This is a genomic window from Paenibacillus lemnae, assembly GCF_012933385.1.
GTDB classification, from domain to species: domain Bacteria; phylum Bacillota; class Bacilli; order Paenibacillales; family Paenibacillaceae; genus Paenibacillus_AQ; species Paenibacillus_AQ lemnae.
Genome location: NZ_JABBPN010000002.1, coordinates 339,032 through 352,244 on the forward strand (window position 1 = coordinate 339,032; position 13,213 = coordinate 352,244).

Annotated in this window: 11 protein-coding genes; 1 reads left to right on the forward strand and 10 read right to left on the reverse strand. The window is 50.2% G+C overall.

The window, feature by feature from the left end; all coding sequences use genetic code 11:
- Positions 1 to 296 precede the first annotated feature (296 nt).
- From lepA to gpr, 4 genes are all read right to left on the reverse strand, one after another.
- Complete coding sequence (lepA, locus tag HII30_RS03530) at positions 297 to 2,114, reverse strand: translation elongation factor 4 (protein WP_169503551.1); 1,818 nt, start codon at positions 2,112 to 2,114, stop codon at positions 297 to 299.
- Positions 2,115 to 2,201: 87 nt separating this feature from the next.
- Positions 2,202 to 2,591 carry a hypothetical protein gene (locus HII30_RS03535; RefSeq protein ID WP_169503553.1) on the reverse strand — a complete coding sequence of 130 codons (390 nt, stop codon included), beginning with the start codon at positions 2,589 to 2,591 and terminating at the stop codon, positions 2,202 to 2,204.
- Positions 2,592 to 2,618: 27 nt separating this feature from the next.
- On the reverse strand, positions 2,619 to 3,938 hold the full coding sequence (locus HII30_RS03540) for a stage II sporulation protein P (RefSeq protein WP_169503554.1): 1,320 nt from the start codon (positions 3,936 to 3,938) through the stop codon (positions 2,619 to 2,621).
- 210 nt (positions 3,939 to 4,148) lie between these two features.
- Positions 4,149 to 5,150 (reverse strand): GPR endopeptidase, encoded by a 1,002-nt coding sequence (gene gpr / locus HII30_RS03545; RefSeq protein ID WP_169503556.1) that lies wholly within the window; start codon positions 5,148 to 5,150, stop codon positions 4,149 to 4,151.
- Between the two features lie 196 nt (positions 5,151 to 5,346).
- Between gpr and rpsT the strand changes: the two genes are divergently transcribed.
- Positions 5,347 to 5,619, forward strand: coding sequence for a 30S ribosomal protein S20 (rpsT, locus tag HII30_RS03550; protein WP_169503558.1), 273 nt, complete (start codon positions 5,347 to 5,349; stop codon positions 5,617 to 5,619).
- Positions 5,620 to 5,704: 85 nt separating this feature from the next.
- Here rpsT and holA read toward each other — a convergent pair whose 3' ends face one another.
- From holA to HII30_RS03580, 6 genes are all read right to left on the reverse strand, one after another.
- Entirely contained in the window at positions 5,705 to 6,724 is a 1,020-nt protein-coding gene (holA, locus tag HII30_RS03555) for a DNA polymerase III subunit delta (RefSeq protein WP_169503560.1), read from the reverse strand.
- A gap of 274 nt (positions 6,725 to 6,998) precedes the next feature.
- Positions 6,999 to 8,345, reverse strand: coding sequence for a zf-HC2 domain-containing protein (locus HII30_RS03560; RefSeq protein WP_169503562.1), 1,347 nt, complete (start codon positions 8,343 to 8,345; stop codon positions 6,999 to 7,001).
- Positions 8,342 to 8,890, reverse strand: coding sequence for a sigma-70 family RNA polymerase sigma factor (locus HII30_RS03565; protein ID WP_169503564.1), 549 nt, complete (start codon positions 8,888 to 8,890; stop codon positions 8,342 to 8,344). Before HII30_RS03565 ends, HII30_RS03560 begins: the two co-directional genes overlap by 4 nt.
- Positions 8,891 to 9,100: 210 nt before the next feature.
- Positions 9,101 to 11,758, reverse strand: coding sequence for a ComEC/Rec2 family competence protein (locus HII30_RS03570; protein WP_246245983.1), 2,658 nt, complete (start codon positions 11,756 to 11,758; stop codon positions 9,101 to 9,103).
- 100 nt (positions 11,759 to 11,858) lie between these two features.
- The gene (locus HII30_RS03575) at positions 11,859 to 12,377 is read right to left on the reverse strand and encodes a deoxycytidylate deaminase (RefSeq protein WP_169503566.1); all 519 of its coding nucleotides are present in this window, start codon (positions 12,375 to 12,377) and stop codon (positions 11,859 to 11,861) included.
- Positions 12,378 to 12,432: 55 nt separating this feature from the next.
- Positions 12,433 to 13,053, reverse strand: coding sequence for a ComEA family DNA-binding protein (locus HII30_RS03580; protein ID WP_169503568.1), 621 nt, complete (start codon positions 13,051 to 13,053; stop codon positions 12,433 to 12,435).
- Positions 13,054 to 13,213 lie beyond the last annotated feature (160 nt).

The window sequence follows — 13,213 nt, forward strand, 5'->3', positions numbered from 1 at the left end:
CAGCCGCCATGGATATCTTCCTAGTCCAGCTGCCTTTGCTACTTCCTTTATAACATACATTTGTTGAGATGCTCCATGTGGAAAGAAAAGGGGCTGTCTCAAAAGAGTATTCCGGCGCGCGAAGTATGCCCGCTCACGGGTGTGAAATGAAAAAAAATAAGCCCGGAAACCGAGCTTATTGAGATAATCGCCGGAAAATTGGAGTGGCAGCTGCTTCAGAGTAACAAACTTACTTATGAGACAGCCCCATCTCAATTAACAGCAAAAAAGTACTACGTAAAGCCAATCACAGAGGTCTATTTATCGTCGATCTTCAGTACCGCCATAAACGCTTCCTGCGGCACCTCGACACTGCCGACCTGTTTCATGCGCTTCTTGCCTTCTTTCTGCTTCTCCAGCAGCTTTCTCTTACGCGAGATATCACCGCCGTAACACTTGGCGAGAACGTTCTTACGCATCGCCTTTACGGTTTCACGAGCAACAACCTTTGTTCCGACCGACGCCTGAATCGGCACCTCGAACATTTGGCGAGGAATCAGCTCACGAAGCTTCTCGCAGATGATCCGTCCCCGGTGATAAGCACGGTCGCGGTGGACAATAAAGGACAAGGCATCCACCTGCTCGGCGTTCAGCAGGATATCCATCTTGACCAGATTGGAAGTCCGGTAACCGCTCAGCTCATAATCGAACGACGCATAACCCTTCGTGCTGGACTTCAGCTGGTCGAAGAAATCGTATACGATCTCGGAGAGGGGAAGCTCGTACGTAATGGTAACGCGCGTCGTATCCAGGTATTCCATGTTGATGAATTCGCCGCGCTTATTCTGGCACAGTTCCATAATGGCACCGACAAAATCATTCGGCACAATGATGGCAGCCTTAACGTAAGGCTCCTCCACAAAATCAATCTTGCCAATTTCCGGATAATTGGATGGATTGTCAATTTGAATCTGTTCTCCATTTGTCAATGTAATCCGGTAAATAACACTCGGCGCGGTCGTAATCAGCGGAATGTTAAACTCGCGCTCGATCCGCTCCTGGATGATCTCCATATGAAGCAGTCCCAAAAATCCGCAGCGGAAACCGAAACCGAGCGCACTGGATGTTTCAGGCTCGAAGGTCAGAGAGGCATCATTCAGCTGAAGCTTCTCCAACGCTTCCCGTAAATCGTTGTAATCAGAGCTCTCAATCGGATACAATCCGCAGAACACCATCGGGTTAATCTTGCGGTATCCCGGCAGCGGCTCAGCCGTCGGGCGCTTCGCGTCCGTAACGGTATCACCGACCTGAGTATCTCCAACATGCTTGATGCCGGCTACAATAAATCCTACGTCACCAACATTCAGCTCGTCCACGGTCGACATACGCGGCTTAAATGCGCCCACCTCAATGACCTCAAAGGTTTTGCCAGTGGCCATCATCTTAATCTTGGAACCGGATTTGATACTGCCATCAATAACCCGGACGTATACGATAACCCCTTTGTACGGATCATAGTGGGAATCGAAAATCAGCGCTTTCAGCGGCTCAGCGGCTATTCCTGTCGGAGCCGGAACCTTCTGAACGACCTGCTCCAAAATTTCCTTGATGCCGATCCCTGCCTTGGCGGAAGCCAGAACTGCATCACTGGCATCCAGGCCGATCACATCCTCGACTTCCTGCTTCACCCGTTCCGGATCAGCGCTCGGCAGATCAATCTTGTTGATAACCGGCAGAATTTCCAGGTTATTATCCAGCGCCAGGTACACGTTCGCGAGTGTCTGGGCTTCAATGCCTTGTGCCGCATCCACAACCAGCAGCGCGCCTTCGCAGGCAGCCAGGCTCCGGGATACCTCATAGGTAAAATCGACGTGTCCTGGAGTGTCAATCAGATTAAGAATATACTCCTCGCCATCATCGGCCCGGTATGTTAACCGAACGGCCTGCAGCTTGATCGTAATGCCGCGCTCACGTTCCAGCTCCATCTGGTCCAGAACCTGCTCCTGCATTTCACGGGAGGTCAGTGCGCCGGTAAACTCCAGAATACGGTCAGCGAGTGTGGATTTTCCATGGTCTATATGTGCAATGATACTGAAATTACGAATTTTTTGTTGTCTTGCTTGTACGTCAGTCATGCCTTACCCCCAACAACCACCAGATGTTTGAATCAATTCATTATAACAGTTGAAGGGATGGTCAGCAATGCCGTGTCATGTTCAATTTCAATCTGTGATTGATCCAAAGAGAGATACGACCCATCGGATGCTCTGATTGGACATCTGCTGAAGCAGCCCGGCTGTTTTATCAGCCAGTATATCCGCCGGCGGCTTGGACACATCGGGAAGGAGAATATCACGCGGCAGCGGCTCGAACTTTGGCTCTTTGGGCAGGCTGTCGCTATTCCGCTCACTTTGGGGAGGTGAACTGCCGACACCCGGTTTCAGTTCGTCGCTGGCCGGCTCAGGAACAAAAGTCTCTCTTTCCTGCACCTGTCCGTATACCGGCACTTCTCTTTTAGGCGCTTCATCCATGCCCCCCATCTGCAGACCTACCAATATGCCAATTCCGGCCCACAGGATGACTGCCGCCAGCTTTCTGCCTGTCTTCGACATGCTTATCGACTCCCCCTAAAAAATACTTTAAGCACCGCTGCCTGCAGGTTGAGCTGTTTTTCCGGCACTCGCTTTTTCCGCATCCTGCTCTTCCCAGTACACTTCTGCAATCATATCGGCGAGCAGCTCGGCTGTCCGTTTCAGTTCTTCTTTTGTATTGTCGATCCCGCCGATTTCAATCAATATACTTCTGGGAGACAGGGACTGATTATATTCTCCATTGCCCTGATTTGCTGACTTGCCCCATACGCCGCGGGATACGCCTGGGTATTTCTGTTCCAGCTTTTGATTGATCCGGTTCGCAAAGCTTTCATTGTCCCGCCAGTTTTTATTGGCATGTCCGATAATAAAATACACCTGAGCATAGTTAACGCCATTAATCTGGGTTGTCGTTTTGCTGTGACGCTGGGAATCACGATGAATATCAATCAGATATGTAAGATCATCATGCTGTGCCATAGCTGCTTTGACCGTCTGGCGGGAATATTTATAAGAATAGTTCCAGTTATAATCCGGAACGCTGGATTGATAATCGCTCTGATCATGAACGGTTCCGATCCCTTTCGCCTGCAGCCGCTTGGAAACCATACTGCCCACCAGCATAATATTTTTGGATGGAGAGGTAGAGCCGGGATTATTGCTAGCCTTGGATAGCAGCGGGTTAAAGGATTCCTGCGGATGCGAATGATAAATGAATACTGCCTTTTTGTTCGATATGGAAGGCGGATTATCTGTGCCGGGCTGCTCCTGTGCCGGTTTCTCTCCCGGCTTCTTATCAGGGTTCTGTGCCGGACTGTTCTCCGGTTCTGGATGCTCTCCCGCTGCAGGATCAGCTTCAGATGACGGCTCTTCCAGATCACCAGGATTTGCCGGCTCGCCAGCGGCTGGTTCCTGAACATCCGGGCGATAATCCGCCGGGGCTTCGCTTTGTTCATTTCCTGAGCCGCTGCGAAGGGGAACCGGCTGGTTGTTTTTCATCCCAGGAACCTCACCTGCCAGCAGGCTTTTAGGATCTTTTGGATTGACACTTGTCAGCAGTTCGAACACAAAGGGTGCCATCTTTTCAGCTGAAAGAGCTGAGTTTTCTTTCTCAAGCGCCATCTGCGGCATTTCCATGCCGATCATATCGATAAAGAAGCGGCTGGACAGTGAAGCGGCCAGTCCCTTCATAGAAGAAACGGGAGAGGTGTGAAGCCCTTTTTCAACCATGCCGCCTAAACCTAGCAATAGAAAAAACAGCAGGGAACCAAGCATCAGCAGTACCAGCGTCCGGCCCATACTCAAACTGTCCAGCCACTTTCTTCTTAGCCTGGCAATGTTCCAGATGCGGAATTTCCGGTTGTTCATATCGTTGTCCTCCTCTGTCATAAACGGGATTACAGACACTGTTCCTGCTTGTCCCGCCGCTCTGTAATCTCTTATACTTCCAATCTATGAGCTTCAAGGAATCGATAGAACGAACTGCCGAATCTTTTCTTGCAAAAGGTGATAGAACAGAAAATAGACTGCTTTCCAGACCTGTAAGGGTGGAAGCAGTCAGCATATGGATCATCTAACTCAGTGCGTATACGCCCCGACATTACCGGGATCTACAGCTTCATGAAGCGCAGCATTCAGTCCGCTAGCGACGATGTTCGCAATATCCTCAATGAATTCATCGATTTCTTTCGGCGTTACGATCAGATCGTGACCGAGCGGCTCAAGCACCTCTTTGACCAGCGCGAGTCTGTCATGTTCAGAGATTTCATTCAGCATCCCCATAATTTGTCCCGTCTGCTTCGAGTCACTGCCAAAATGATTCTTCATCATTTCGATCGCGTTATTTACAATTGTGGATGCATAGCAAACGGTAGGGACGCCGATGGCAATACAGGGAATACCCAAAATATCTTTTGTCAGTCCCCGGCGTTTGTTCCCTATACCGGAACCGGGGTGAATACCGATATCCGCAATCTGAATCGTCGTGTTAACCCTCTCGAGAGAGCGCGAGGCCAGCGCATCGATCGCTACAATAGCATCCGGACGGGTACGCTCCACAATACCCTGAACGATTTCACTGGATTCGATGCCTGTCACGCCCAGCACGCCGGGTGCTACAGCGCTGATCTGGCGGTATCCCGGTGCTACCCGGTCGGGCATCAGCTCAAAATAATGCCGTGTGACCATCACATTCTCCACCACAAGCGGCCCCAGAGAATCCGGCGTTACATTCCAGTTGCCAAGGCCTACAATGAGCACAGAGGCATGTGGTCCGAGTCCGATATGCTGCATAAATTGTTCGAATTCCCGGGCAAACACCGTAGCCACGTGCTCCTGCAGACCGGTATCTCCTTTGCGGAGCTCAGGCACTTCAAGCGTGACATAATGCCCTACGACTCTGCCGATCTTTTGGGATGCTGCCTCATTTTGAACGTCCAGGCGTGTTATCTTGATCCCGTCCTCCTGGCTGATGTCTTCCACGACCCCGGGAATGGGTGCAGGCTCGAGGCTGTTGATCATTTCTTTAGATTCTACGGCAAGGTCCGTGCGGACCGAATAACACTGCAAGTCTAACTCCATATCAGCCATCACTCTCCTGTTCTTAATGATGGTAGTGTGCGGGAGTTGCCGGAGGATTATGCGTGCATTTCCTGATTTTGAATAGTGCTGTGAAGTCGAAAGGACTTAGTATTGCTTTTTGTCCCCTCACATGCTAAACTATTTTAAGTTGTGAACCATTTCGCTCTATTGAAATGCCTTACAGGAGGTGAATGTAATGCCAAACATTAAATCCGCGGTTAAACGCGTTAAGACAACTGAAAAACGCCATGCACTCAACATTTCCCAGAAATCCGCACTTCGTACAGCTGTTAAGAATGCTGACACTGCGCTGGCTGGTACTGAAGTTGAAGCTGCGAAAGCTGCTTTCCAAGCCGCTTCCCAGAAGCTGGATAAAGCTGTTACGAAGGGTCTGATCCATAAAAATGCGGCTTCCCGCAAAAAGTCCCGTCTGGCGAAAAGACTGAACGCAATTTCTTCCCAAGCGTAAGAAATGCGATTCATTTATACGTTAATGAAAAACCCTGAGCCACAAATGCGGCTCAGGGTTTTTAGTTATTACAAGTGATAGGAAGCTAGACTCCAAGCCGCAGGATAAACAGTTCCAATCCGAGCACCTTGTCCATCGCCCCGGACTTCATCTTGTAATCCATTTCCCCCATGTAGTTCAATATATTCTCCAATCGTGCGGTTTCAAATTTACGCGCCTGCTCACCTGCAATTTTCACAGCATACGGGTGCAGTCCCAGCTGCGAAGCAATTTGCTGCTGGGAATAGCTCTGTCTGGAAAGGGTCTTGACCTGCAGGATAATTCTAAACTGTCTCGTGATCAAAGCTGCAATTTTAATAGGTTCCTCACGCTGCTTCAGCAGCTCGTAAAAAATGGATAGCGCTTGATCCAGTCTTAAATTCGCAATATCTTCGACCAATGCAAAAACACTCTGCTCGGTGCTTCGGGAGACCAATTGATTTACAACCGCAGCGCTGATACTCCCACCGTTACCGGCATATAAACAGAGCTTGTTTACTTCACCCGCCAGATTTTGCAGACTTGTGCCTGCATTGCGAACCAGTACTTCAGCTGCACCGGGCTCAAAGCTGCAATGCTGCTGCAGGGCCTGTTTTTCAACCCATTTCAACAGATCATCTCCGCCCAAGGGCGTAAATGAAAGTGCTGTTCCTGCTTTTTTGACAGCCTTGACGATCTTCTTGCGTTCATCCAGCTTCTCATTAGAAACAATAAACACGATAACACTGTAGTCTGCCGGGTTGTCCAGATATTCCAGCAGGCTTTCCGTTCGATGCTCGATCTTGGCACTTTCCTTGCCCGCGGTGAAAATAGCTGCATCCCTGACCAAAATCAGCTTTCTCTGGACCATAAACGGCACAGTCTCTGCTTCCTCAATGACAGCCTGTATCGGGATCTCGCTCAGGTCCATATGAATTAAAGCAAAATCACGGTCTTCTTTCGTGATAAGCTGGTTCTCAAGAAATGTAAGAAACTCGTTCAACTGATATTTTTCACTGCCGTACAACAGGTAAACCGGAGATACCTCCCCTTGTTTGACGGCCTTAGCCGCTGCTTTGGCATCCACCTTTCATCCACCCCTTTTTCTTCTTCGTCCACTATACCAGAAATGCCTGTACCAGGACAGCCGTACAGCGAAGAACCCCTGCCGCCAAGATGGCTGCAGAGGTTCTTCATTCCCAACACATCTATATAAACGCACTGCGGAATGCTCTAGAAACATTCCGCCGCCGGTCAAACGACGGGGTGTTCATTGTGATGTGCTTTATTTAGATCTGTTTTAACCTATTCTTGAACCCGTATAAGTGTGCATCTTTTATCCTCAATTGCCATTTTGATTCCTAAGGGGTTCGAGGAGCCCTCTCGGTTTTTGTTGGCGGTTCAGATCTTGCCGGTGTCTTTGCAGGCGGCGGCACTTCTGCAGCAGAGGAGTCCTCTTTGCTGTTCTGCTTCTCAAGAGAATACACATGCTGTTTCTCAGTGCCGTCAACCATTGTCCAATAGGTAAAGGTTTTGCTGTCTTCAGACCACTGGCCTGTGATCCATTCTCCCTGCAGTGGAAGACTTTGAATAACGGCCGGCGGGTCCTCGGATTTCGGGACCTGGTACAGCACCAGCTGGTCCCCCTCTAGTTGAGCACGGTGCAGGCCATCGGGCGCATCCCACTGCAGTGGTGCCAGCATACTGGCCATGCCAAATATAAAGTTTTCCTCCGCCTCCACTGCAGGCTCATCATTCATTGAAGGATCCTCTGCAGCCGGGGGCTCATCACTCTTATTACCGACTTCTGCATCTGCCGCTGTAGAATCCTCGGCTGGGGGTAATGCAGCCTCTGGATCTGATCCTGATGGTGCCTCTTGAGGATTATTATTGGTTTCAGAAGAAGGTTCGCTTTGTGCTGCACTCTTACTTTTGTCCGGCTTCACCTGCGGCTTCTCTGTCTCCCCGCTGCTCTTTGAATCTTGAGAAGGAGCCGTTTTGGTCGTAGAGCGCTCATTCGAGGATTCCTGCCCATCCGGAGCGGCAGATTCCCGAGTCTCTTTCGGGGTCTCCTGCCGGCTCTCTACCGGAGTTTCTGGCGGAGTATCGGGTAATACCTCGGTCCCGCCTTCTGCCTGGTCCGCAGAGCCTTCTTCTTTCATGAGCGGCTGCTGCTCTTCTGGTACCGTGCTATTGGCATCAGGAACGTCTTCCTGCTGCATCTCGGTTTCACTCTCGGCAATGCTGCTGTTCGCTGTCATATTCGACTGTTCAGATTGATAAGGAATTTCGGCATCGGAGAGCTGCTTGGGCTCATAGCTAAAAATGGCTGCTCCCAGCACCACAGCCGCAGCTGCAGCACCAATTGCCGTTCTTCCCGCGATGGTCCCCCACCAACCTGAAGAACGAGGAGTACGACGAGGTTCCGGTATCATCTCGGCCGGTTTACGGGCTGCTTCGGCAAGCCGCTCATCCCGGGCACGATCGATCGCATCCAGCTGAGGCAGTATGGAATCCACCAGGCTGAACGGCATTGTCACCGGCGGCAAGTCTTCGAGATCGCGCGATAATAATTTAATCATTTGAAAGTGTTCCGCACACTCGGCGCAAACCGCAATATGCTTGTAAAGCTGTGCGGTTTCATCCGGTGTTAGATCCTGATCGAGGTAACGCTGCATCCAATCTTCCATCACTTGCTGACAGTTCATCCTGATACACCACCTTTCTGATGCTCCTGGAGCATGTTCTGCAGCTGCTGCCTCGCCCTAAACAGATAAGACTTCACCGTATTTAAAGGTAAATTCAGGCAGTCTGCGATTTCGTTGTAAGATAAATCCTGCACATATCTCAGGACAATGACGGTTCGGTGATGATCGGGCAGATGATTGATCGCCTCTTGAATATCCTGTGCCAAATATCCCGTCATGACTTCCTTCTCAACATTCTGGCGGTCTTCGAATACGAGATCATGTTCATCAATGGAGACGGTAGGTTTGTTGCGGCGGAATTTATCAATACAAATATTCGTCACGATTCGTTGAACCCAGGTTTTGAATTGAGCCTTCTCTTCATAGGAATTGATCTTGGTGTAAACCCGGATCAACGCTTCCTGGGAAGCATCCAGCGCGTCCTGTTCATTGTTTAAGATATAATAAGCTGTGCGGTATACATGCTGCTCGATTTCTCGCAATAGGGTGATTAGAGCGTCGCGATCGCCCGATTGAGCGGCTCTGATGAGTCCCTGCTCCACCACAGTGGATCCCCCTCTCCCTGCATACTAAATGACGAATCTATTTCGAAAATTGTTGCAGGATAACATTTTATTTTTTAAGGAAACATCAACTAACTATACCAAAAATAATTCCTGGCGTCATCAGACTCTCTTCATATCCAGACCTATTGGCGTCGGCAAACAAAGGTCATATGCTCCAGTGTCCTCAGATATACACAAATAGGAAAAGCCTCACAGGGGAGGCTTTTCTGGAGGTAATTTTGTACGAACACTGATTTTACCGTCTGATTCTACTCTGATCTGGGTCTCACCGTGCAGATCGGTGCGGAACAGCGTCACGTTATGTTCTATTATACGATCTACCACATCGGGATGCGGATGACGGTAAATATTGTTCACCCCCGCTGAGATGACGGCCGCTGCAGGTCTCCAAGCTTCCAGCCACTGTGGGGATGTGGATGTTTTGCTGCCATGGTGTCCAATTTTCATCACATCTACCGGTAAGGCTGCTGCTGCAAGCGATCCATCAACGTTGTGCAAAATCGTAAGCTCAGCCGCTGTATCAGCGTCACCGCTGAATAAAAACCTCGCTTTGTTCATCTTCATTAAAAATACCAGGGAATGATGATTCTGTTCCTTGACCTGTTGAAGCTGCCTGTCATCTTCAACCGCTCTGGCGGAAGGATGAAGGAACTGTATGCGTGTATCGGCATCAGGCTCATACAGGGAATGCTCTTCCGCTTTGTAGATCGGGATTCCCTTGCGCAGGGCCGTACTCATGAGAGCCTCGAACTTGGGTGATGATGTCAGGGTCCCATTAAAAACAATCGCTCTCACCGGTATTTCCTCCAGCACCGCTTGAATGCCGCCTGCATGGTCCTGATCATTATGCGTAATCATGACCATATCCAGACTATGAACGCCTCTCTTCTTCAACAGAGGAACGACGACTTTGGCACCGACCTCAAACGGGCTTTTCCTCTCCCTCCATGCGTCCTTCTCTTTCCGAAAGTTAAGCGTACCGCCCCCATCTACCAGCAGATTTCGCCCCGATGGTGTCGTAATGAGTATGGAATCACCTTGGCCGACATCCAGAAATTGCACGGTCCCTGCTCCATGTCGGTAAGGGCTGTGATAGCCTGTATACAGTAGCAAGCAGATTATGACAGCAAGCGGAAGTACCGCAGGAATCGCAGCGGCCTCTATTCCTCGCGCCAATCGCAAGAAACCGGCGGATCTCAGCCTTGCGGTGACAGACCACAGCACAGGATGAGGTTCTGATCGGCGAAGATCCTGAAGAATTGATCGGCCTGTCCTTTTCTGCACAGCATCAAGCGGCACCGTCTCATCCGGGTTGAATGGTTCGGCACGGTTTTCAAGCAGCTTGTTTAAGGAACGCAGCAGCAGAAACAAGGTGATAAAATACATCATGATCCACCACAAAGCGGGAGAGGGCCATATGGTCAAAAATGCAGACGAGCCGTTCATCCACTCTACCCATCCAAAGGTCAGATTATTGATCGATACAATCAGGGCTGCGAGCCAGCCGGCACCCTGCATCCAGATGATACTGATAAGAACACAGATCATTCCCAGCGGCAGCACGACCAGACTGATTAAGGGTACCAGCAGGAGGTTGGCAAGGAGCGACAGCAGCGAAAACTGGTTGAAATAATAAATAGTAAGCGGAAAAGAGACCATCTGGGCTGCGGCCGTCACGGCCAGAGAGCCGCCCAGCCACTTTGGAAAAGCAGAGAGCAGCGGCATCAGCTTCGGTACAAAAATCATGAGTCCAGCAGTCACCAGGAACGACAGTTGAAAGCTGACATTGACCAGATAATACGGGTTGTACCAGAGCATCATGAGTGCAGCGGCGCTTAAAATATGCATACCGTCTTTGAGGATCCCTCGCCTGGCCGCATACAAGCCGATCATACCCATAATGCCAGCACGAGTCACGGAGGGGCTCGCGCCTGTCAGTACAACATACAGTGGCAGAAGAAAAATGACAGCTGTCAGCGATGCTTCCCTGGTCATCCTCAGAGAGGAAAAGATGAACAGCAGACAGCCGACATAAACGGCCACATGCATACCCGATATCGCCAGGATATGGGTCAATCCCAGTCTGGAAAATTCCATAAAGGTATCGTGATCCAGGTCTCCTCGGTCACCGATAATAAGGCCCTTCATATATCCGCCGTGAAATCCGCCAAACAGATCATCAATCCGCCCTCCAATCGATGATCGCAGATCATCATTCCACCGCCATAGGGATATGACATTATGTTCCTCCGCCATTGTCTTGATCTCTTGGGCCCCCGACGTCTTTACGATAAAATGAATGTTCTGATGCCGCAGAAACGAGCGATAATCAAATCCGCCAAAGTTACGCGCCTCTCCCGGACGCTCCAATGAGCCGTTAAACACAACGCGATCTCCCCTTTTCCATCCCAAAGCGGTGCCCTGCTCCTCTTCATGCGACAGCTTCACCTGAACCAGAACCTTCTCCTTCAGTTCTTCATTCGATCCCCACCGGTTCACCTGCATCGTAAAATCTGCTCGGTCTCCGTCCACTTTTACCGGTGACAAAATATGTCCTTCCACCTCATCACTAATCGTATCTTCTTCTGCTGCACCGCTCTTCAGCACCTGTTCAAGACTGCTCACATTGCGGCTGTCATTAAACTCCCAGTACAAGGCCGAACCTGTCAGTGCGAAGAGCATTATAACCGCCAATACCGAACGGGTCCGGCGAAGGATAACGGCAGCACCAAGCAGCATAGCGATACCTGTAATCACCTGCAGCTGCTGTATGCCTGTAAACATCGCCGCACAAGCGCTTCCGGCCACCCAGTAGATAGCAAACCATAAAAGAGGCCGCTGACGCATTCAATCACATCCCCCTTGAATTCAAACTGCACAAAAAAAAGAACCTCAGAACGCCTAAGCATTCATGGAGGTTCTTCCTCGGGTCACAAAATATATCCAATTAATTTTCAACAGACATCAGCGTTTCTCGCGGCGGTTCATACTGTTCCAGCTGCCGGAACGAAATCCCTTTCTGGGCCATCATAAGACTGACCTTACGGCTGTCCTTAGGATAGGTACGGTGATAGACAATCTCCGTAATCCCGCTGTTGGCCAGCATATTGGCACAGGTCCAGCAAGGTTCATCTGTAACATAGACGGTGCTGCCCTCCCGATCGATGCGGTCGGTAAACAACAGCAGATTTTGTTCAGCATGAATGGTACGGATACAGCGCTGCTTCTTCACCATCTCTTCCACGCCTTCCGTGACGACCAGTTCATAATCCTCTGCGATCATGCACCCAGCCTCTAGGCAGTCCGGCACCCCCATCGGCGCACCGTTATATGCCGTCCCGAGCAATTTCTTCCCCTGAACAAGCACCGCGCCCACATGTCTTCTCGGACACTGCGAACGGGTAGAAACCATAAATGCAATATCCATAAAGTAGGTATCCCAGTCTTTGCGATGATCACTGCTCATACGTTGTCTCACCTGTCTTTGTTTGAAATAAGATTGATTTTATTGTATCACAGGGTTAAAGCGCGATGTAAGTTTTCATTTTTTCAAACATTTTAGGTCCGATTCCCTTTACCTCCATCAGATCAGCAGGCTTCTGAAATGAGCCATGCGTGTTCCGGTAATCCAATATAGCCTGGGCTTTCTTCTCTCCAATCCCCGGCAGTTCCATGAGCATCGACAGATTCGCTGTATTGATGTTGATTGTGCCATCTTGAGCACTCGATGCAGCACTTCCGCGTGCTTTCTCAGCTGCTGCAGCGGGACTGGAAGGGACCGAATTTTCAGAAACCGGTTTCTGAGCTGCAGGCACTGCGTCAGGTATCTCGGTGGAGGATGCTGAATGCTGTCCCTCCTTATCAGCTGGAGCCGCGTTACCGGCACGGGCATCAGCTTCTTCAAGAGGAGCCGATGCTGGTTTTTCTTTACCTGCCTTCGACTTTTCTTTATCTACCTTCGCCGCAGCTTCTTCTTTCTCGTCTGCTGGCTTGCCGCCCTCAGATTGCAGCCCCAGGACTTCTTCCATTTCTGCGTTTAGCGGTACCCAGTCCTGAAGGCTCTTCTCCCCTCCACTAAACAAAATCAAACCACATCCCAGCAAGGTCACAGCGATACTTGCCGCCATTTTTGTTCTTCTCATTTCGTGATCCTCCAACCCGGACCCGCAGGTCCGCTTTATGTATTTGGCCGCTGGCCGGCTGCGGGTCTAGGGTGACAGATGCTCATTTACAGCGTACCAGTCATGGGTCAACCTTGCCGCTGCATACATTATCGGTAATACACGGCAGTTCTGTGCCGTT